The following is a 20,606-nucleotide window of genomic DNA, read 5'->3' on the forward strand; positions in this document are numbered from 1 at the left end:
GGTCACGAACAGACGAAACCGCCTGCCGTCGTCGTGGTGACGGCGGCAGGCGGTTTCGGTGACTCAGACCTCGTGGGTGGCGACGATCTCGCGCTTCTCCGCGAAGTGGCAGGCGCTCGGGTGGTCCGAGTCCCGCCGGATCTCCAGCAGCGGGACCTGCTCGGCGCAGACGTCCTGCGCCTTCCAGCAGCGGGTCCGGAACCGGCAGCCCGAGGGAGGGCTGATCGGCGACGGCACGTCACCCGTGAGCCGGATGATCGTCTTGTTGTGCCGCTGGGTCGGGTCCGGCACCGGCACCGCGGAGAGCAGCGCCTGGGTGTACGGGTGGGTCGGTCGCTCGTAGATCTCGTCCTCGGTGCCGATCTCGACGATCTTGCCGAGGTACATGACCGCGACCCGGTCCGACAGGTGGCGGACCACCGACAGGTCGTGCGCGATGAAGACGTACGAGAGGCCGAACTCGCCCTGCAACTGCTCCAGCAGGTTCATGACCTGGGCCTGGATGGAGACGTCCAGCGCCGACACCGGCTCGTCGCAGACGATGATCTCGGGCCGCAGCGCGAGCGCGCGGGCGATGCCGATGCGCTGACGCTGACCGCCGGAGAACTGGTGCGGGTACCGGTTGATGTGCTCCGGGTTGAGCCCGACCAGGTCGAGCAGTTCGCGCACCTTGGCCCGGCGGCTGCCCTTCGGCGCCACCTCGGGGTGGATCTCGAACGGCTCACCGAGCAGGTCACCGACGGTCATCCGCGGGTTCAGCGAGGTGTACGGGTCCTGCATGACCAGCTGGATCTGCCGGCGCAGACGCCGCAGCGCCCCACCGGACAGCTTGGAGATGTCCTGGCCCTTGTAGACCACGTTGCCGGCGGTCGGCTTCTCCAGGTTCATCAGCACCCGGGCGAGCGTCGACTTGCCGCAGCCGGACTCGCCGACCACCCCGAGGGTCTCTCCGGCGCGCAGACCGAACGAGACCCCGTCGACCGCCTTGACCTGACCGACGGTCTTCTTGAACACCACACCCTGGGTGACGGGGTAGTGCTTGACCAGGTCATTGACCTCGAGGATGTTCTCAGACACGGTTCACCAGCTCCTCGGCGAAGTGGCAGGCGCTGGCCCGGGCGGGGCCGACCTGCAGCAGCGGCGGGACCTTCTCCCGGCACACCGGCTGAGCCATCGGGCATCGCGGGTTGAACGGGCAGCCCGGCGGGATGTTCATCAGGTTCGGCGGGAGGCCCTTGATCGTCCGGAGCTGCTGCCCCTTCTCGTCGAGGCGCGGGATCGAGTCGATCAGACCCAGCGTGTACGGGTGCGCCGGCTTGGCGTACAGCTCGTACACGTCGGCTTCCTCGACGATCCGGCCCGCGTACATGACCGCGATCCGGTCCGCGACGTCGGCGACCACGCCGAGGTCGTGGGTGATCAGGATCATGCCCATCTGCCGCTCGCGCTGAAGCTCGGCCAGCAGGTCCATGATCTGGGCCTGCACGGTCACGTCGAGGGCGGTGGTCGGCTCGTCCGCGATCAGCACCTCGGGGTCGAGCGCCAGCGACATCGCGATCATCGCGCGCTGCCGCATACCACCGGAGAACTGGTGCGGGTAGTTGTTGAACCGGCCCTTGGCGTTCGGGATCTTGACCTGGTCGAGCATGTCGATTGCGCGCTTCTTGGCCTCCGCGCGACCCATGCCCCGCCGGACCCGGAACTGCTCGGCGATCTGGAACCCGACGGTGAAGACGGGGTTCAGCGCGGAGAGCGCGTCCTGGAAGATCATCGCGATGCCCTCGCCGCGGATGCGGCGGCGGTCCTCGTCGGACATGCGGAGCATGTCCTTGCCGTGGAAGCGGACCTGCCCACCGGTGACGAAGCCGGGCGGCGTGTCGAGGATGCCCATGATGGTCTGCGCGGTGACGCTCTTACCGGAGCCGGACTCGCCGAGCACGGCGAGGGTCTCCCCCGCGTCGACGTGGTACGTGACCCCGTTGATGACCTTTGCGACGCCGTCCCGGGTGCGGAACTCCACCCGCAGGTCGTCGACCTCGAGCAGGCGGCCGGAGGGACGCCCGGACCCGCCGGGTCCCGGCGCTGACTGCTCGGAAACGAGAATGTCGGACACTGGATCTCCCCTAGCGGAGTTTCGGATCGAGGGCCTCGCGGACCGACTCACCGAGCATCACGAAGCTCAGCACTGCGGTGACGAGGAACGCGGCGGGGAAGAACACCAGCCCTGGCGCGACCCGGACGAAATTCTGCCCATCACTGATCATGATGCCCCAGGACACCACCGGCGACTTCAGACCGACGCCCAGGAACGACAGGGTGGCCTCGGCGCCGATGAACGAGCCGACCATGATCGTGCCGTAGACCAGCAGCGGGGCCAGGCAGTTCGGCAGCAGGTGCTTGAGGATGATCCGGCCGGTGCCGGCACCCAGCGCGCGGGCCGCCACGATGTAGTCGGCCTCCTTGGTGGCGAGCACCGAGGAGCGCATCAGCCGCATCACGACCGGCCAGCTCAGCACGATCAGGGACGCGGTCACCAGGCCCATGATCTGGGCCTTGGTGTTGCCGGCGCCCGACCCGTTGAACGTGGTCAGGATGACGATCGCGCCGAGCACGAAGGGCAGACCGAAGAAGACGTCGGCGATCCGGCTGAGCAGCGCGTCCACCCAACCGCCGCGGTAGCCGGAGATGATGCCCATGGTTCCGCCGATGAGCAGGGTGCCCAGCACGGAGAGCACGGCGACCACGATGGAGGCACGTGCGCCGTAGATGACCCGGGCGTAGACGTCGCGGCCCTGCACGTCGTAGCCGAACCAGCCATTGGCGGACGGCTTGTCGAGGCTGCGGGACAGCGAGCCGTTGACCGCGTCGCCCGGGGCGAACAGCGCCGGGAAGGCCGCCATCAGCAGGAAGATCACGATCAGCGTGGCCGAGATCCAGAACAGCGGCTTGCGTCGCAGGTCCCGCCAGGCGTCGCCGAGCAGGCCGCGCGGCTTCTCGTTGCTCTGCGGCTGGCCCGCGGTGGCGGTTGCGGCGGAGTCGGTGGGGTGTGCGCCAGGGGTACTGACGATCGATGCGGTACTCGGGTCACTCATAACGGATCCTCGGGTCCAGGGCGGCGTAGAGCAGGTCAACCAGCAGGTTCATCACGAGATAGACCAGCACCAGGACGACCACGATCCCTACCACCGTGGCGCTTTCCTTGGTGATGATCGCCCGGAACACCTGGCGGCCGATCCCGTTGATGCCGAAGATTCCCTCGGTGACGATCGCGCCACCCATCAGGGCACCGAGGTCGGTGCCGAGCAGGGTCACCACCGGGATGAGCGAGTTACGCAGCAGGTGCACACCGACCACCCGGCGCATGGGCAGGCCCTTGGCGATGGCCGTGCGCACGTAGTCCGCGCGACGGTTCTCCGCGATGCTCGTTCTCGCTACCCGGGCGATGTACGCCACTGACGCGCTGCCCAGCACGAAGCCGGGCACGATCAGCTCGGACCACCGCATCTCGGAGGAGACGGTCGGCTTGATGATGCCCCACTGCACACCCAGCAGCCACTGCAGCACGAAGCCGACCACGAAGACCGGCAGCGCGATCAGGAAGAGGGTGGAGACCAGGACCAGGTTGTCCAGGAAGCCGTTACGCCGCAGACCGCTCAGCACACCGGCGCCGAGGCCGATGATGGCCTCGATGGCGAGCGCCACGACGGCCAGCTTCAGGGTGTTCGGGTACGAAGTCAGGATGATGTCGCTGATCTCGCGCTGCGAGAAGGTCTGACCGAAGTCACCCTGGAGCAGGTTCTTCATGTAGTTGGCGTACTGCACGAAGACGTTCTGGTCGAGGTGGTACTTCTCGGTCATGAAGGCGATGTACTGGTCCGGGCAGCGACGCTCACCGCACTTGCCGGCGAACGGATCGCCCGGAACGGCCCAGACGAGCCAGTAGATCAGGAACGTCGTACCGATGAAGACCGGCACGAGTTGGAGCAGCCGTCTCAACAGATAACGGCCCATGGGGTGGTCCTCCAGACAGGGGGCGCGTCGGACGGCCGACACGGTGGTGACAACGTGCGAATCGAGTGTTGTAACACCCAATCGCGGAACGGCCCCGGGTCGGGCTCACCGGATGTGGCGAGCCCGACCCGGGGTCAGACCGTTCGGATCAGAGCTCGACCGAGGTGATGTCGATCTCGCCGACGTTGTTCAGCTCAAGCTTCTTGATCTTCTCCGAGTGGCCGGACTGCTGACCGTAGAAGTAGACCGGGATGCTCGGGACGTCCTGGTCGACCTTCTCGACCGCCTTGGCGAACGCCTCGTGCGAGGCCTCCAGGCTCGGAGCGCCGCTGGCCTGCTTGGCAAGGGCGTCGACCTCGGTGTTGCTGTAGAGGCCGTCGTTCGAGGAACCGTTGGTGACGAACAGCGGGTTGACCCAGTTCTCGACGTCCGGGTAGTCCTGCTGCCAGGCAGCACGGTACGGACCGGTCATCTTGTGGGCGTTGATGTTCTGGCGGAACACCGCGAAGGTCGGCACACCCTCGGCCCGGGCGTTGATGTTGAGGTTGGTCTTGACCTGCTGCGCGACGGCGTCCATCCAGTCCTTGTGGGCGGAGTCCGCGTTGTAGTAGAAGACCATCTCGCCAGTGAAGCCACCGGCCTCGGCGAGCAGCGTCTTGGCCGTTTCCGGGTCGAACTTGCAGGCGGTGCAGTTACCCGGCTTGGCGCCCGGGGTCAGCGGGTTCGCCCAGCTGTCGGCCGGCTTGCGGGTACCGAAGAAGATCTTGTCCGAGATCTCCTGCCGGTTGACCGCCAGCGACACCGCACGACGCAGCTTCGGGTTCGCGAAGCGCTTGTCGTAGATCGGGAACGCGATGAACGCGGTCGACGGCGTGACGGTCGAGCGGCCCCGGTCACCGAGGTCGGTCTTCCACTTGTCACCGGCGAGCGCCGAGGTGGGGACAACCTCCATGAAGTCGAGGTTGTTGGCCAGCAGATCGGCGTAGGCGGCGTTGTCGTCCTGGTACAGCTTGACGTCGACGTCCTTGACCTTCATCTTGTCGCGAAGGTTGTAGTCGTCGAAGCGCGTCAGCTTGATGAGGGAGTTGTCCTCCCAGGACACGAACTTCACCGGGCCGTTGCCGATCGGCTTCGTCTTGCCGAACTCTTCCGGCTTCATGGTGAAGAACACGTCCGGCAGCGGCATGAAGGCGCTGTAGCCGAGCTTGGTCGGGAAGACCGCGGTCGGCGCCGCCAGGGTGACCTCGAAGGTCTGCTCGTCGATGACCTTCAGGCCGGACATCTTGTCGGCCGTCGGGGTCGGGGCCTTCTTCGGGCCGTCCGCGCCATCCGGGTCCGTGGTGTAGGTCTGGTCGAAGCCCGCGATGTCCGCGAAGAAGGTGCCGTTCTGCGCGCCGTTCGGCGAGTAGGCGGCCCAGTTCCAGGCGTCGACGAAGTTCTTCGCCTTGACCTCGGTACCGTCGTGGAACTTGGTACCGGCCTTGATCTTGATCGTGAAGACCTTGGAGTCCGTGGTGTTGATGGACTCCGCCAGCGCGTTACGCGGGGCCCCACCGTCGTTCGGGTACTCGACCAGGCCGGTCCACATCCAGTCGATGATCTTGCCGCCGCCGGTCTCCGTGGTGTTCGACGGGACCAGCGGGTTCTCCGGCTGGACGCCGTGAACAACGATCGAGCCGTCCGTGCTGGCGGCAGTATCGCCGTCGCCACCGCTCGAGCAACCGCTCGCGACAAGCGCGGCAGCCGCGCTGAGCGCGATGGCGCTCGTCGCCCGCTTCGAGACTCTCATTCCGAGGGGCCTCCTCTTTCTAACCAGGTTCCGTCGTGGGTTTCACGCACGTTTTGGGGGTGACACCGCCCGACCACCCCGGGGCGCGGGTCGCCGGGACCACAGGGAAGTTGGGGACACCCCTGATGTTCCGATCCGCCGGGCTCCCCCACCAACGAGGCTTGACACGACGCAACCGGCACAACCACGGGCCGCCGAGATCGGCGGAATCGTGGTCGTGGGGCGTACGGAGTGCCACACACCGATGGTGAGGTGCTGCCACTGTGACACCCACTGGCCTCTTCCGTGAAGGTGCCGTTATCAAGCCGTTAGTTGCCCGCCACGTTGCCGATACTTGAAAAATGATCATAAAACGGTCGACGCGGGCGGCACTGAGCAGGAAATACGTTGCGCCCACTCGGCGGCCCGGCCTCAGCCGGTGCGCGCGCCGCAGGGCCACCCAGCCCGATGGGACGTGCGTCACCGCTCACGTTTCGACCCATCCGGATGAGGGCGCCTACGGCTACCCGGACACGATCACCGGCTGGGCGTACGAGGGCGCGCCGGACGTTTCTCTGATCCTCGCCGCGCCGACGCGCCGTCACACGAGGCGGCGATCCGCCGCCCAACGGGAGAGTTCGTAGCGGTTGGACATCTGAAGCTTGCGCAGCACGTTCGACACGTGCGTCTCCACCGTCTTGATGGAGATGAAGAGCTCCTTGGCGATCTCCTTGTACGCGTACCCCCGGGCCAGCAGCCGCAGCACCTCACGCTCACGATTGGTGAGCTGGTCCAGCTCCGGGTCGGCCACCGGCGCGTCCGGCCGAGCCGCGAAGGCGTCCAGCACGAACCCGGCCAGCCGTGGGCTGAACACCGCGTCCCCGTCGGCCACGCGACGGATCGCGGCAGCCAACTCGTCCGGGGAGATGGTCTTGGTGACGTACCCGCGGGCACCGGCACGGATCAGCCCGATCACGTCCTCCGCCGCGTCGGAGACGCTCAACGCGAGGAACTTGACCTGCGGGTGCGTACGCCGCATCGCCTCCAGCACCGCGCGACCGCCACCATCGGGCATGTGCACGTCGAGCAGCACCACGTCCGGGCCGACGGCGGCGATCCGGGTGACCGCCTCGGCCACCGTGCTCGCCTCGCCAACCACATCGACGTGGGCACCCAACTCCGCGCGCACCCCGGCTCGGAACATGGCGTGGTCGTCCACCAGGAACACCCGCAGCCGCTCGGGGCGGGCATCCGCCGGGTCGAGGTGCTCGGTCGACTGCTCGGCCATGGTCATCTGTTCCTCTCCGCTGCGGACGAGTCCCGGGAGATCGGCAGGATCAACCGGACCTCGGTCCCCTCCCCCGGGCCGGACCGTATTTCGGCCCGTCCGCCGTGCCGCTTCATCCGCCCGATGATCGAGCCGCGTACGCCGTGCCGGTGGTCCTCCACGGTATCCGGATCGAAGCCCTTCCCCCGGTCCCGGACGAAGACACTGACCTGATCCGGCTCCACCTCGGCGTAGAGCGACACGGTCTGCACGCCTGCGTGCCGGGCCGCGTTCACCAACGCCTCCCGCGCGGCCGCGACCAGCGCCCCGACCTTCTCGTCGGTCTCCCGGTCCCCCACCACCACCGTCTCCACGCTGATCGCGAAGGTGTCCTCGACCTCGGCCGCGGCCTGTTCCAGAGCGGCGGCGAAGCGCTCGCTCGGCGAAGCCGTCGGCTTGTAGAGCCAGTTGCGCAGCGAACGCTCCTGCCCTCGGGCCAGCCGCTGCACCGTCTTGACGTCGCTGGCGTTGCGCTGGATCAGTGCCAACGTGTGCAGCACCTGGTCGTGCACCATCGCGGCCAGCTCGGCCCGCTCCTGCTCGCGGATGCGCCCCTCACGCTCAGAGCGGAGCTGGCTGTACGTCCGCCAGAGCACCGGCGCGGCGACCACGCCGACGCCCGCCAGCCCGACCAACGCGAAGATCACGCCATTGATCACCGCGTCGAAGTTCTGTGCCGGCGAGTAGACGGCCGCGACGCCGATGATGCCGACCGCGACCAGCACTCCCCCGCCGATGAACCGCAGCACGAAGGCCCGCCGGTCGCTCTCCTCGACGACCGCGCCGAGCCAGGGCACCGGCATCGCGTCGCCCCACTGTCGCCGCCGCTCGGGCGCGGACTGGTGCCAGATGACCCCGGCGCCGACCGCGATGATGGCCACCAACCAACCGGCGGTGCCCGCCGCGCCGACCGAGTCGAAGACCATCACCTGGATCAACAGGACACCGAGCCCGATCCCCACGAACGGCAGGAGTTGGGCGACGTCCCGCCGGGGCGGCACCGCGGTGTCACCGGGACGCAGCGGCACCACCGCCCAGAAGGCCGCGTAGAGCAGCAGGCCGAGCCCGCTGAGCCCGAGCAGGACCATGAACGCGACGCGCACCCGCAGCACCGAGATGCCGAGATGGTCGGCGATACCGGCGGCGACGCCGGCGGCCATCCGGTGCTCCGGGGCGCGGTAGAGGCGCGGGGGCGAGGTCACGATGCTGATCGGAGGCTCCCTGGTCACGGGTGGCGGACAGGTCGAGGTCGGTGACTCGATCGTCACACGCTGCGGCGTCCGCGACCACGGGGACGCCCCCGACATTCCGGCCGCCGGATCTCAGGGTGGGGTCAGGGTCGGGTCCTGAGGTCGTTCGGGTGGACCGGGCAGCAGGATCGAAGCATGACCGAGGAAGCTGCCCCGCCGCCCCGACCGGGGTCGGCACAGCCGGGCGGTTCAGCACCGCCCCCGCCCACCACCACGCCCCCCGAATGGACCGAGCCCAGCACGTTCGGTCCGCACGCCGGCACCGACGCGACCGCCGGCACCGCGCCCGGCGAGCCGGCCGACGGCTACGCGCCGCCCACGGCGGGCTACGGCCCAGGCCCGGAGTTCGCGGCGGGCACCGGCTACGGCCCGGGCGGCACACCACCCGGGCCGGCTGGTCCCGGTCCGTCCGCGCCGCCACCGCCTCTGGGCGGCACCGGCTTCACCTCGCGGTACGGGCTGGTCCGGCCGCGCGAGGGGCGGTATCTGGCCGGCGTCTGCGCGGCGATCGGGCGAGCCACCAACACCGATCCGGTGCTCTGGCGGGTGCTGCTCGCGGTGCTCGGGTTCTTCGGGGGCATCGGCATCCTGGTGTACGTCGCCGCCTGGCTGATCATCCCGAACGAGGGCGACACCGCGTCCCCCGTCGAGTCCATGCTCGGTCGTGGTCGCTCCAGCATGTCCCCGGTGACGGTGATCGTCCTGGGCATCCTGGTCGCGGCCAGCTTCGCGTACATCGTCACCGACGCCTTCCGCGCGGTGCTGCTCGGCGCGGCCATCCTGGTCGCCGGCGCGCTCCTGCTCAACCGGGACGGCCGCAGTCCACGGCCCGGCACCCCGGGTGGTCCGCCGCCCGCCGCACCGTCCGGCAACCCGGCCGGTCCGGTCGTCCCACCGGTGGCCTGGCCCGCACCCTCGTACGGCGCGGCGCCGTCGACCGGCCCGGCAGCGACGCCGCCGATGTTCAGCACCGATCCGGGGTACACCACCGCGACAACGGGGGCCACGCCCACCGTCACCATCCCGGCGTACGACGCGCCGCCGACCAGCGCGACGCAGCCGGTGTCCGGGGTCGGCCCGGTGTCCGGGCAACCGGCCGGCACGACGGCTGCGCAGCCCGGCTGGCCCAGCACCGCCATGCCCAGCGCCGGCTGGCCGTCGGCACCGGTGAGCAGCGCACCCGCTGCCCCGGCCGGCTACCCGACCGCCCCGCCGCCCTCCGGTTACCGGCCCCCGTTCGCGCCGCACGGCCCGTACGCTTCGCCGACCCCGGCCGCGCCTCCTCCGCCCAAGCCACCGAAGCCGCCGAAGCGCCCCAAGGAGCGCTCGCCGCTCGGCGCGGTGACCTTCTCGCTGATCTTCCTGGTGCTCGGTCTGGTCGCCCTGCTCGACCTGCTGGACGTCTTCGCCATCAGCGCCTCGGCGTACTTCGCGGCCGCGCTGGCCACGATCGCGCTCGGCCTGCTGGTCGGCACGTGGTTCGGGCGGGCCCGCTGGCTCATCGCGCTCGGTCTGGTGACCGCGGCCGCGCTGGGCACGGCGACCGTCGCCGAGTCCTACGACCGGATCCGGGGGGTCGACGGCGCGGTGACCTGGGCGCCCACCGACCACCGCGACCTGGCGGACCGGTACGAGAACAGCTTCGGTGACGCCGTGCTCGACCTGCGCGGGATCGACTTCGCGAAACGGGACAGCCAGGTGACGGTGGCCGTCAACTTCGGTCAGGCGACGGTGGTCGTACCGCCGAACGTGGACGTCACCACCGTGGCCGACGTCAACGCGGGTGACGCCACCGTCTTCGGCAACCGCTCCGGCGGGCTGGACGGCCGCCTGCGGGAATCCACCGACGTCGGCGCGGACGGACCCGGCGGCGGGACCCTGCGCCTCTACATCCATGTCAATGCCGGCAACCTGGAGGTGACCCGGTGAAGGCTCACCGCACGGATCTGGTGTCGTTCGCCTTCGGGCTCGTGTTCCTGGCGCTGTCCGCCTGGTGGCTACTCGCCCAACTGCTCGGCCTCGCGCTGCCGCCGGTCGGCTGGTTCCTGGCCGGCGCACTCATCCTGATCGGGGTCTTCGGGCTGGTCGGCGCACTGCGCTCGGGTCGACCGAACCAGCCGGAGCCGATTGCCGAGGCCGGTGCTGCCGAGGCGGTCGCACCCGTCTCCGGCACGTCCGTCTCCGGCGCACCCGTCTCCGGCGCCGCCACGTCGACGTCCGGCGCGCCCCTGCCGGTCTGGGAAGCAGAACGGTCCACCTGGGACACCCCCTCCTCGGACCCGACGCTCATCTCGGACCCGACGCCCTCCTCCGACCCGACGCTCATCTCGGACCGGACGTTGGAGACGCCGACCACCGGGGTGCGGGCACAGGACGTGCCGGCCACCGACGTGATCCACCCGGCCTGGCTGGCACATCCGCCGTCGGAGCCGCCGACCGAGCCCATCCCCGGCCAACCCGGCAACGGAGACGACGAGCCGACCATCGGAAACCTCGCCCGCCCGGCCTCGTCCGAGGGGGACGAGCCGACCCGGTCCGACCAACCGGTCGAGACCACCAGCGACCAGCCGGGTGACGAGCGGGAGGACCCGCGCAGGGAAGCGTGACCTCGGGCGTCCGTCCGCGTCGACCCACCGCATCCCCACGGCGGTGCGGCCGGCGCGGACGGACGCATATGCTGGCTGGTGGAGATCTCGCCTCCGCCGGCCGGCCCGTCCCGCCCATGGCGGTCCCGCCGCGATTCCCGTCTCTACCCCCGTCAGGAGCCCGCCCGACATGACCCAGTCCCCCGCCGTGCGTACCACCGGCCGGTCCGGTCCGGTCCGCATCGGCGAGCGAGCCGCCCGTACCCTCGTCGCCGAGCTGGCCCGGATCAACGACCCCAAGGCCGCCCTGCTGGTCGGGGTGACCCCGGACTCCGCGGTCCTGGCCGCGGCGGTCGATGCGCTGCTCCCCGGTGACCGGCTCACCGTGGTGCCCGCCGAGCCGTTCGGCGCTGCGGCGCTCCGCGAGCACGTCACAGCCCAGGGCCGCTGGGTCGCCGACCGGGTGACCGTCGTCGACTCGCTGGCCGAAGCCGAGGCCGCCGGTGTCGTCATCGCCGGTGAGGCGTTCACCGGCACCGCCGAGGCCACCCGCAGCGGCGTCGAGGGGTTGGCCAAGTACCTGACCGACGGGGCGGTGCTGAGCGTGGCGACCGTCGCCACCCCCGGCCGAACCGAGGGTGCCGCCGCCGAGCTGGCCCGACAGGATGCCCTCTACGGCGTCGGCGCCGATCTGGTGCTGCGTAACTCGCCGCCGGTGCGGGTCTACCGACTGCGGTTCACCCCGGCCAGCTCGGCCACGGCCGACAGCCTGGCCCCCGCGTACCGGCCGTCGAGCGTGCCGGTGACCCGGGGCATGCACATCGACTCCAACGGCGTGGCGGCGGCGGGCATCGCGCTGAGCCTCGCGGCGCTGGCCCGGGTGGCGCGCCCGTCGTCCAAGCTGTGGCTGCTGCCGGCCCTGGCCGCCGGGCCGGTCGCCGCGTTCTTCCGGGATCCCGAACGGGACGTGCCGGAGGACCCGAGCGCCGTGGTCGCCAGCGCGGACGGGAAGGTCCTGTCGGTGCAGCGGCTGCACGACGAGCGCTTCGGCGACGGCGAGTGGCTGCGGATCGCTGTGTTCCTGTCGGTGCTGGACGTGCACGTCAACCGCTCCCCGGTCGCCGGCAAGGTGGTGGACTACTTCGTCGCCGATGGCGGCTTCGTCAACGCGATGAAGCCGGACGCCGAGCACAACGTGGCCGCGTACACAGTGCTGGACACCGCTCGCGGCACGGTGGTGGTCGCGCAGCGGACCGGCCTGATCGCCCGCCGGATCGTGCAGCGCGCGCCGATCGGCGCGCTGCTGGCCAAGGGCGAGCGCTTCGGGCTGATCCGGTTCGGTTCCCGGACGGACGTCTACCTGCCCGCCGAGGCCGCGGACCCGCTGGTCGGGCCGGGCGACAAGGTGGTCGGCGGGTCCACGGTCATCGCCCGCTGGCGCTGATCCGCAAACGAGGAACGGGGCGCCGCTGTCCGCGGCGCCCCGTTCTTTCTGCTCAGATCATGCGGTACGACGTTGCCGCAGCCAGAGAACCGGCCCGCTGACCAGGTAGCCCACCACGATCAGGGCGAACGTGAGCCGGATGTCGACCAGCGCGCCGATCACCGGGGCCAGCCAGAGCCACGGCGGCAGCTTCACCAGGCGGGCGAGCTTGGCGTACGGGAAGCTCGACACCATCGCGAAGGCCAGCAGCGCCACCCCGGCGACCAGCACGGCACCAGGCACCGGCAGGCCGATCGCCACCGTCACGGCGAGCACCGCGGCCGCCATGGTGGTGGGCACCCCGCAGAAGAACCTGCCGTCCTTCGGCGAGACGTTGAAGCGGGCCAGTCGAATCGCGGCACACGCCGCGACCAGGGCGCACGCCACCGCCGCCGCCGCCGTGGAGACGGAGCCGGCGAGCGAGGCGTAGACCACGACCGGCGCGGCGAGACCGAACGAGCACATGTCGGCCAGTGAGTCCATCTGCGCGCCGAACGGGCTGGCCACCCCGAGCCGTCGGGCCAGCGCGCCGTCCAGACCGTCGAAGCCGACACACGCGATCAGGCAGAGCGCCGCCATGCGCACCTCGCCCTGCATGGCCAGGAAGATGGCCAGCATGCCGAGCATCAGGCTGGCCAGCGTGCAGGCGTTGACCAGGCCGAACTTCATCCGGCGCGCCATGGTGCGCTCGCCGGGGAGCAGCGGGATCGAGTGGGCCTCGTCGGTCTGCGTCATCGGCGGCATCGCCGGGCTGACCGGCATGACGGCGTCGACGTCGGCTCGGTCCAGGCCCAGTGTCGGGTCCACGCCCAGTGGCGGCCGGCTGAGCCGGTCCAGGCCGTAGCGACGGCGCTGCCGATCGGCGTACCGGTGCTCGGTCGGGGCCAGGTCGGTCGGGTGCAGGTCGCCGTCGCGGCGACCGACCCGGACCAACAGCACCTGGCGGGCGAACGTGCTGCTGCGGCGCAACCGGCCCGCCCAGCGACGCCCTGCGGGGCGCGGACTGTCAGTAGTACGACGCCGGCGCCATGGGGCTCTCGGCACGTTTCCTCCATCACCGGATCTGCTGACCGCCAAGTGGCGGGTGTCCGGCTGTCTCGTGCCGGACCTTGCATGGCCCGGCAGCCGTTTTGCGGAGTACACCATCGCATAGGGGAACATGGCTTGGCGATAGCTGCCGGCGGTACTTATATCTGGCTTAAACCGCTCGAACCGCTCGCTTGTTCCCATCCCGGGCTTCATCGCCCGTTTCCTCCATCATTCCCGCCTCTGACTGTACCGGAGGGTCACCAAGTCGGCTCATCGAGCGGGGTGCTATCGGTCGCTCTGTCCGATTGCTACGACGGCGATGTCACTCAATGGCAGGTCAGTCGCCTCCTCCCGGGTGAACCACGCCGCCCGCGCCGTCGACCCTCCGGCGGACTCGGTGACCACCGCGTCGGTGGGTACGTCCACCAGCACCCGATAGATCACCCGTACGCCATGCCAATCCAGAGGTCGGCCCTCCGGGCCCAGCGCGGCGGGATTGTGCAGATTGTTGACGCCGAGAAGCTCCACGACCCGGCCCACCTGCCCGCCCTCCTCGACCAGTTCCCGCAGCAACCCGGTGGCCGGCTGCTCACCGTGATCGGTGCCACCGCCGGGCAGATGCCACAGACCGGCCCCCGGGTAGCCCTCCGCGATCTGGGTGAGCAGGATCCGCCCAGCGGGGTCGGTGACCAGGCCGTACGCCCCGAAGCGCAGCCGACGGTCGGGATGCTGCGGCGGAAGCAGGTCCCGCGACCGGTGCGCTGCCGGAGGCAGCGGGGTGACCGGCAGGCCGAGCGCCTCGGCGGTGAACGGGGTCAGCGGCAACTGCGCCACCTCCGTCAGCGAAAGCCAGCAAGCCTGATCAACGACACCAGTCCCGCCGCCCCACGACCCGCCCCCGGACCCCGCGCTCTCAGCCCGCACGCCCCCGGACCCCGCGCTCTCAGGCCGTGCGCTCTCAGGCCGTGCGCCCCCGGACCCCGCGCTCTCAGGCTGTGCGCTCTCAGGCCGTGCGCTCTGAGGCCGCACGCCGCCGGACAGCGCGCCGTGGGGAGCCCTGAGCTCGAACAACAACCGGTCGGTGTGCAGCGCGGCCTTGTCCTCCGGCACGGTGGCCACATCGGCGACCACCGTGAGTAGTCGCATCACTGCGACCGTCAGCCCGGCCTGCTCGGCGACCTGGCGGACCATGGCGCGCTCCGGGTCCTCGGCATGCCGGACGGCACCGCCCGGCAACCGCCAGACCCCGGGAAACTCACCGTCCGCCCCGTCCCGAACCACCAAGACCCGGCCCGAGTCCCGCAAAAGTCCATAGACCCCGACTCGCCGCGCAAATTGCACCTTTGCTCGCCCCCGCTTCGCACCCACAAATATTGATCATGACGTTATCGCCGCCCATCCCGCGTTCCGACAATAACTTCATGATCAACGCGAGGCGGTGCACGGAAAACCCACAGAGCTTGGCGAGCCGGGGCATCCGGGCCACCCGGGGTAGTCGCGGCGCCGCGAGGCACCCGCAGCGCCGCGGGGTAGCCGCAGCACCGCGAGGTACCCGCAGCGCCGCGAGGTACCCGCAGCGCCGCGGGGTAGCCGCAGCGCCGCGGGGTAGCCGCAGCGCCGCGGGGTAGCCCAACCCCTGACGACGACCGATTAGCCCCGTCAAGACCCCTTCGACCTGTTTCCGAACCGGTCCGCTTCACTCCACTAGCCCTAATTGTGGAGCCCAAGCCCGTCGCGGGAGCCGAGACCAGCGGTGATCAACTCGGGTTCACGGAAGGCGCGGTGTTCCAGCGCCCGGGATACCGCGCCTTCAAGGAACCCGAGTGGATCACGGGTGGATCCTGGGCGTCGCGCCGATGATTGCCTGCCCGGGACACCCGGAGCCCACCAGCGGGGCTTCCCGAACTCAAGATCGCGCAATATCCAGGATGTAGTGGCATCGGCCCGGCGGTAAGCCACTACATCCTGGTTCGAGCACGATCTTGGCGCGAGGCGCGAGGCGCGAGGCGCGAGGCGCGAGGCGCGAGGCCCGAGGCCCGAGGCCCGAGGCCCGAGGCGCGAGACCCGAGGCGCGAGACCCGACACCCGAGGCGCGACGGCGCGACGGTGCGGTGCGACGCTGACCCCGCGGACTGGGCGGGGGTCAGGTGAGTTGGGCGGCTTGGACTGCTTCGGCGGTCACCTCGGTGAGGCGGTCGGTGGGGAGGGCGCCCAACTCCTCGCGGCCGAACCAGCGGGCCTCGCAGGTGGAGCCGCCGACGTCGGCCACGGTCAGTGGGTTGGGCTGGTCGACGACGACCCGGTAGAAGGCGCGTACGCCGTGCCAGTCGATGGGGTAGCCCTCGGGGCCGAGTGAGGCGGCGTCGCGGTGGCTGGCGACGCCGAGCAGCTCGACGAGGCGGCCGGCCTGGCCGGTTTCCTCGATCAGCTCTCGGATGAGTGCCGCGCCGGGCTGTTCGCCGTAGTCGGTGCCGCCGCCGGGCAGGTGCCAGCAGCCGGCGCCGGGGTAGCCGTCGGAGATGCGGGTGAGCAGCACTCGGCCGGCGGGGTCGGTGCAGACCGCGTACGCGGCGAAGCGCTGGGCCCGGTGCAGCCCGTCGGGGCCGGGCACGGCGTAGAAGGAGGGGAACTCGGGTGCCTCGTCGGGCACCACGTCGGCCGAGGAGGCGGGCAGCCCGAGGGCGCGTGCGGTGAACGAGCGCAGCGGCAGCTCGCGCGCCTCGTCGAGGGTGTACCACCGGGCCAGGTCGGTGGGGCGCTCGCCGACCCGGTCGGCGAGGGTGCCACCGCGCACGGCCACCCGGTAGATCAGCCGGTCGGTGTGGATGGTGATGCCGCGGTCCGGGAGTGCTCGCATGTCGGCGAGCACGTCGGCGAGGCCGGAGACGGCGACGGAGAGGCCGGTTTCGGCGGCGGTCTCGCGTACGACGGTGTGGTTCGGGTCCTCGCCGTGGTCGACCGCCCCGCCGGGCAGCGACCAGGTGCCGGGGGTGCCGGAGCGCTCCGATGCGCGGACCAGCAAGACTCGGCCGCTTGAATCAGCACAAACTGCGTATGCCGCGATCCTGCGGAGCGGCTTGAGCAAGGTGGTCACGGAAGCAAATTCTCCCCGGGCCGGGTTACCGGGACGGAAAAGAGTCGGATTCCTGACTATCTGGCCCCGGTCAGGGATTGGTCAGGGTAAGGATCCGGGCGGTCACCGAGGGCGGGTGGGGCGCCAGCGCGGACCGTGGGGGTATGACATCGACCACCGCTCCCCGTGCCCCGTACAAGCAGCTTCGGCGACCCACCACCGACCGCATGGTCGCCGGGGTCGCCAGTGGCGTCGGCCGCTACTTCGCCGTCGATCCCACACTGGTCCGGGTGATCTTCGCGGTCACCGGCCTGCTCACCGGCGGGCTCGCGCTGTTCGCGTACCCGATCATGTGGTTCCTGATGCCGGAGGAGCCCACCGGCGCGCCGGCCTGGCCGCACGCCGCGGGCGTCGCACCGCAGAACGGCCCGCCGCCCACCGCCGGGCCCGCGCCCGGCGGGCCACCGCAGGGGTACGCCCCGACGCAGCCCTACCCGCCGACCCCGTCCAGCACGCCGCCGACCCCGTCCAGCACGCCGACGCCCCCGTCCAGCACGCCGACGCCCCCGTCCAGCACGCCGACGATCCCGTTCAGCCCACCGCCGGCGGCCTGAGCGGCGCTCACTCCCACTCGATGGTGCCCGGCGGCTTGCTGGTGACGTCCAGGACCACCCGGTTGACCTCGGCGACCTCGTTGGTGATCCGGGTGGAGATCCGGGCCACCACGTCGTAGGGCAGCCGGGACCAGTCGGCGGTCATCGCGTCCTCGCTGGAGACCGGGCGCAGCACCACGGGGTGCCCGTAGCTGCGCCCGTCTCCCTGCACACCGACGCTGCGCACGTCGGCGAGGAGCACCACCGGGAACTGCCAGACACCCCGGTCGAGGCCGGCGGCGGTCAGTTCCTCGCGGGCGATCAGGTCGGCCTGGCGGAGCAGGTCGAGGCGCTCCTGGTCGACCGCGCCGATGATGCGGATGGCCAGGCCGGGGCCGGGGAACGGGTGCCGCCAGACCATCGCCTCGGGCAGGCCCAGTTGGAGGCCGAGCGTCCGGACCTCGTCCTTGAACAGGGTGCGCAGCGGCTCGACCAGTGCGAACTTCAGGTCCTCCGGGAGGCCGCCGACGTTGTGGTGGCTCTTGATGTTGGCGGTGCCGGTGCCGCCGCCGGACTCCACCACATCGGGGTAGAGGGTGCCCTGGACGAGGAACTCGACGTCGCCGTGTGCGGCGATCTCGCGGGCCGCGGCCTCGAAGACCCGGATGAACTCCCGACCAATGATCTTGCGCTTCTGCTCCGGGTCGGTCACCCCGGCGAGCGCGCCGAGGAACCGGTCGGTGGCGTCGACCACCTTCAGCTTGATGCCGGTGGCGCTGACGTAGTCCTTCTCCACCTGCTCGGCCTCGCCGGCGCGCAGCAGGCCGTGATCGACGAAGACGCAGGTGAGCTGGTCACCGACGGCCTTGTGCACGAGCGCCGCGGCGACCGCCGAGTCCACCCCGCCGGAGAGGCCGCAGATGACCTCCTTGTCGCCGATCTGGGCGCGGATCCGGGCGACCTGCTCGTCGATGATGTTCTCGGGAGTCCAGGTCGGCTCGATCCCGGCGATGTCGTAGAGGAAGCGGGTCAGCATCTCCTGGCCGTGCGCGGTGTGCCCGACCTCCGGGTGGAACTGCACGCCGGCCCGGCGACCGGCCAGGTCCTCGAAGGCGGCGACCGGCGCGCCCGCCGACTCGGCGGTCACTGTGAAGCCCTCGGGCGCCTCGGTGACGCAGTCGCCGTGGCTCATCCAGACCGGCAGGTCCGCCGGCAGGTCACGCAGCAGCACACCGGGGTCGAGGAGACGGGGGCGCAGCGGAGTGCCGCCGTACTCACGGTTGCCGGTCCTGGTGACCGTGCCGCCGAGCGCCTGGGCCATCGCCTGGAAGCCGTAGCAGATGCCGAAGACCGGCACGTCGGCGCTGAACACGCCCGCGTCGATCCGCGGCGCGTCCGGGGCGTAGACGCTGGCCGGACCACCGGAGAGGATGATCGCGGCGGGGTTCTTCGCCAGCATCTCGGCGATCGGCATCGAGTGCGGCACGATCTCGGAGTAGACCTTCGCCTCACGGACCCGGCGCGCGATGAGCTGGGCGTACTGGGCTCCGAAGTCCACCACGAGGACGGGGCGAGGCAGGCTCATGTGCACGAAGCCTACCGACAGTCACGGCCGCTGCCGGCACCGGCTCGCCGTGGGGGCCAGCGGGGTTCAGGAACGCAGCGCACCCGGGGCGTCCGCCGGGACCGCCGGGTTCTTCGGGGGTACGGGCGACAGACGGCGGTACGGGGACCCGAGCGTCGGGCGGAGGTCCTTGTCGCCCTTGTTGGGCCAGAAGGACATCGCCCGTTCCGCCTGTGCGGTGATCGTCAGGGAGGGGTTCACGCCCAGGTTGGCCGAGACGGCCGCGCCGTCGACCACGTGCAGCCCGGCGTGCCCGTACACCCGGTGCCAGGGGTCGATCACCCCATCGGCCGGGGTGGCCCCGATGACCGCCCCGCCCAGGATGTGCGCGGTCACCGGGATGTCGAAGGGTTCGGTGAGCGAACCGCCGGGGGTGCCGCCGATCTCGTCGGCGAGCATCCGGGCGGCGGTGTTGCCGGCCGGGATCCAGGTCGGGCTGGGCGTGCCGTGGCCCGGGCCGGTGACCAACCTGCGGCCGAGCGGGCCACGCCGCCACCTGGTGGTCAGTGAGTTGTCCACGGACTGCATGACCAGGGCGATCACCGTCCGTTCCGACCAGCCGCGGACCGACAGCATCCGCGCCGCCAACCGGGGCTGCCGCACGATGCTGCCCAGCCAGCGGCGGACCCGGTGCGGGCCGCCGTCGACCAGCAGTGACTGGAGCAGCCCCATCGCGTTGGAGCCCCGCCCGTAGCGGACCGGCTCGATGTGGGTCTGTGGGTCGGGGTGGAACGAGCTGGTGATGGCCACCCCCTCGGTGTAGTCCAACCGCTCGGACCGGGCCTGTTGGCGTGGCACCGAGGCGCCGAGGATCGCCTCCGAGTTGGTCCGGGTCAGTTCGCCGAGGCGGGCCGAGAGCCCGGGTAGCGCACCGTCGGCCCGCATCCCGTGCAGCAGCCGCTGGGTGCCGAGCGCCCCGGCGGCGAAGACCACCTGATCGGCGTGGATGACCTGTCGAGCCTTGCGCAGCCAGGCGCCGGTGCGTTCGGTGTGCACCTCGTACCCACCGCCGTCGGCGGGCCGGACGGCGGTCACCGTGGTCAGCTGACGGACCGTGACCCCGAGCCGTTCGGCGAGCCAGAGGTAGTTCTTCACCAGTGTGTTCTTCGCACCGTGCCGGCAGCCGGTCATGCACGAGCCGCAGTGCAGGCAGCCGGTGCGTTCCGGGCCGGCACCGCCGAAGTACGGGTCGGCGATCCGCTGGCCGGGCCGGCCGATGTGCACGCCCACCGGGGTGGCATGGAAGGTGTGCCCCACCCCCATCCGCTCGGCCACCGCGCGCATGGCACGGTCCGCGCCGGTGTGCACCGGGTACGTGGTGACGCCGAGCATCCGTTTCGCCTGGTCGTAGTGGTGGGCCAACTCGTCGCGCCAGTCGGTGATGTCCCGCCACTGCGGGTCGCTGTAGAAGGCTGGCAGCGGTTCGTAGAGGGTGTTCGCGTAGACCAGCGAACCGCCGCCCACCCCGGCGCCGGAGAGCACCAGCACTCCGCCGCCGGATCGTCGGTCGGCCGGGCGGAGCAGGGTGAGCCGTTGGATGCCGTAGCAGCCCAGCTTCGGTGCCCAGAGGAACCGGCGGAGCCGCCAGGACGTCTGCGGGAACTCGTCGTCGGCGAAGCGGCGGCCGGCTTCCAGCACCGCGACCGAGTAGCCCTTCTCGGCCAGTCTGAGCGCGGTGACGCTGCCACCGAAGCCGGACCCGATGACGACCACGTCGTACCGCATGGTTGCATCATTACTCGCCAGTAGCGCTCGCGCCAGCGCCCGTTTTTGCGCGATCATGCTCCGGCCGACCGAACCGGCGTCTCCCGGCCGCAACCCGGAGCACCCGTCGGAGCGTTGTTCACCAGACGGGTGGAAGGA

14 protein-coding genes and 2 pseudogenes are annotated in these 20,606 nt (G+C 70.7%); 4 read left to right on the top strand and 12 right to left on the bottom strand.

Translation table 11 applies throughout. From position 1 onward, the window contains the following. Nucleotides 1-63: 63 nt before the first annotated feature. The 7 genes from ACFYP0_RS23335 to ACFYP0_RS23365 all read right to left on the bottom strand — a co-directional run bounded on the left by ACFYP0_RS23335 (nucleotide 64) and on the right by ACFYP0_RS23365 (nucleotide 8,335). On the bottom strand, nucleotides 64-1,077 hold the full coding sequence (locus tag ACFYP0_RS23335) for an ABC transporter ATP-binding protein (RefSeq protein WP_112583780.1): 1,014 nt from the start codon (nucleotides 1,075-1,077) through the stop codon (nucleotides 64-66). Then, nucleotides 1,070-2,113, bottom strand: coding sequence for an ABC transporter ATP-binding protein (locus ACFYP0_RS23340; protein ID WP_386997569.1), 1,044 nt, complete (start codon nucleotides 2,111-2,113; stop codon nucleotides 1,070-1,072). Before ACFYP0_RS23340 ends, ACFYP0_RS23335 begins: the two co-directional genes overlap by 8 nt. Before the next feature lie 10 nt (nucleotides 2,114-2,123). Then, nucleotides 2,124-3,092, bottom strand: a complete 969-nt coding sequence (locus ACFYP0_RS23345) for an ABC transporter permease (protein WP_355494627.1) — start codon at nucleotides 3,090-3,092, stop codon at nucleotides 2,124-2,126. Continuing rightward, nucleotides 3,085-4,011 (bottom strand): ABC transporter permease, encoded by a 927-nt coding sequence (locus ACFYP0_RS23350; protein ID WP_112681467.1) that lies wholly within the window; start codon nucleotides 4,009-4,011, stop codon nucleotides 3,085-3,087. Before ACFYP0_RS23350 ends, ACFYP0_RS23345 begins: the two co-directional genes overlap by 8 nt. Nucleotides 4,012-4,159: 148 nt before the next feature. Next, nucleotides 4,160-5,800 carry a peptide ABC transporter substrate-binding protein gene (locus ACFYP0_RS23355; protein WP_355494628.1) on the bottom strand — a complete coding sequence of 547 codons (1,641 nt, stop codon included), beginning with the start codon at nucleotides 5,798-5,800 and terminating at the stop codon, nucleotides 4,160-4,162. 580 nt (nucleotides 5,801-6,380) lie between these two features. Beyond that, nucleotides 6,381-7,067: a response regulator gene (locus tag ACFYP0_RS23360; RefSeq protein ID WP_091406380.1), complete on the bottom strand. Its 687-nt coding sequence runs from the start codon at nucleotides 7,065-7,067 to the stop codon at nucleotides 6,381-6,383. 2 nt (nucleotides 7,068-7,069) lie between these two features. After that, on the bottom strand, nucleotides 7,070-8,335 hold the full coding sequence (locus ACFYP0_RS23365; protein ID WP_355494629.1) for a PspC domain-containing protein: 1,266 nt from the start codon (nucleotides 8,333-8,335) through the stop codon (nucleotides 7,070-7,072). Between the two features lie 156 nt (nucleotides 8,336-8,491). Between ACFYP0_RS23365 and ACFYP0_RS23370 the strand changes: the two genes are divergently transcribed. The 3 genes and pseudogenes from ACFYP0_RS23370 (at nucleotide 8,492) to ACFYP0_RS23380 (ending at nucleotide 12,385) form a co-directional block, all read left to right on the top strand. Continuing rightward, complete coding sequence (locus ACFYP0_RS23370; protein ID WP_356980771.1) at nucleotides 8,492-10,285, top strand: PspC domain-containing protein; 1,794 nt, start codon at nucleotides 8,492-8,494, stop codon at nucleotides 10,283-10,285. Further along, nucleotides 10,282-10,530 (top strand): annotated as a pseudogene (locus ACFYP0_RS23375) (hypothetical protein); the annotation flags it as partial. The gene ACFYP0_RS23370 and the pseudogene ACFYP0_RS23375, both read left to right, overlap by 4 nt. Before the next feature lie 601 nt (nucleotides 10,531-11,131). Then, entirely contained in the window at nucleotides 11,132-12,385 is a 1,254-nt protein-coding gene (locus tag ACFYP0_RS23380; protein ID WP_124853387.1) for a phosphatidylserine decarboxylase, read from the top strand. 57 nt (nucleotides 12,386-12,442) lie between these two features. Here ACFYP0_RS23380 and ACFYP0_RS23385 read toward each other — a convergent pair whose 3' ends face one another. From ACFYP0_RS23385 to ACFYP0_RS23395, 3 genes are all read right to left on the bottom strand, one after another. Next, nucleotides 12,443-13,393 carry a CDP-alcohol phosphatidyltransferase family protein gene (locus ACFYP0_RS23385; protein WP_356980773.1) on the bottom strand — a complete coding sequence of 317 codons (951 nt, stop codon included), beginning with the start codon at nucleotides 13,391-13,393 and terminating at the stop codon, nucleotides 12,443-12,445. A gap of 345 nt (nucleotides 13,394-13,738) precedes the next feature. Then, nucleotides 13,739-14,794 carry an NUDIX hydrolase gene (locus ACFYP0_RS23390; protein WP_356980775.1) on the bottom strand — a complete coding sequence of 352 codons (1,056 nt, stop codon included), beginning with the start codon at nucleotides 14,792-14,794 and terminating at the stop codon, nucleotides 13,739-13,741. Nucleotides 14,795-15,596: 802 nt separating this feature from the next. Beyond that, the gene (locus tag ACFYP0_RS23395; protein WP_124856350.1) at nucleotides 15,597-16,547 is read right to left on the bottom strand and encodes an NUDIX hydrolase; all 951 of its coding nucleotides are present in this window, start codon (nucleotides 16,545-16,547) and stop codon (nucleotides 15,597-15,599) included. A gap of 143 nt (nucleotides 16,548-16,690) precedes the next feature. Here ACFYP0_RS23395 and ACFYP0_RS23400 point away from each other — a divergent pair. Continuing rightward, nucleotides 16,691-16,999: pseudogene (locus tag ACFYP0_RS23400) on the top strand (PspC domain-containing protein); the annotation flags it as partial. A gap of 148 nt (nucleotides 17,000-17,147) precedes the next feature. Here ACFYP0_RS23400 and guaA read toward each other — a convergent pair. After that, nucleotides 17,148-18,704, bottom strand: coding sequence for a glutamine-hydrolyzing GMP synthase (guaA, locus tag ACFYP0_RS23405; protein WP_356980778.1), 1,557 nt, complete (start codon nucleotides 18,702-18,704; stop codon nucleotides 17,148-17,150). A 66-nt stretch (nucleotides 18,705-18,770) separates the two neighbouring features. Then, nucleotides 18,771-20,468, bottom strand: a complete 1,698-nt coding sequence (locus ACFYP0_RS23410) for a GMC family oxidoreductase (RefSeq protein ID WP_356980780.1) — start codon at nucleotides 20,466-20,468, stop codon at nucleotides 18,771-18,773. Nucleotides 20,469-20,606 lie beyond the last annotated feature (138 nt).

Source organism: Micromonospora arida, from assembly GCF_042873195.1.
Taxonomy (GTDB): Bacteria; Actinomycetota; Actinomycetes; order Mycobacteriales; family Micromonosporaceae; genus Micromonospora; species Micromonospora arida.

Coding starts and splice junctions, on each gene's coding strand:
- ACFYP0_RS23345 (WP_355494627.1), bottom strand. CDS start 3,092: ATGAGTGACCCGAGTACCGCATCGATCGTCAGTACCCCTGGCGCACAC.
- ACFYP0_RS23350 (WP_112681467.1), bottom strand. CDS start 4,011: ATGGGCCGTTATCTGTTGAGACGGCTGCTCCAACTCGTGCCGGTCTTC.
- ACFYP0_RS23355 (WP_355494628.1), bottom strand. CDS start 5,800: ATGAGAGTCTCGAAGCGGGCGACGAGCGCCATCGCGCTCAGCGCGGCT.
- ACFYP0_RS23360 (WP_091406380.1), bottom strand. CDS start 7,067: ATGGCCGAGCAGTCGACCGAGCACCTCGACCCGGCGGATGCCCGCCCC.
- ACFYP0_RS23370 (WP_356980771.1), top strand. CDS start 8,492: ATGACCGAGGAAGCTGCCCCGCCGCCCCGACCGGGGTCGGCACAGCCG.
- ACFYP0_RS23380 (WP_124853387.1), top strand. CDS start 11,132: ATGACCCAGTCCCCCGCCGTGCGTACCACCGGCCGGTCCGGTCCGGTC.
- guaA (WP_356980778.1), bottom strand. CDS start 18,704: ATGAGCCTGCCTCGCCCCGTCCTCGTGGTGGACTTCGGAGCCCAGTAC.
- ACFYP0_RS23410 (WP_356980780.1), bottom strand. CDS start 20,468: ATGCGGTACGACGTGGTCGTCATCGGGTCCGGCTTCGGTGGCAGCGTC.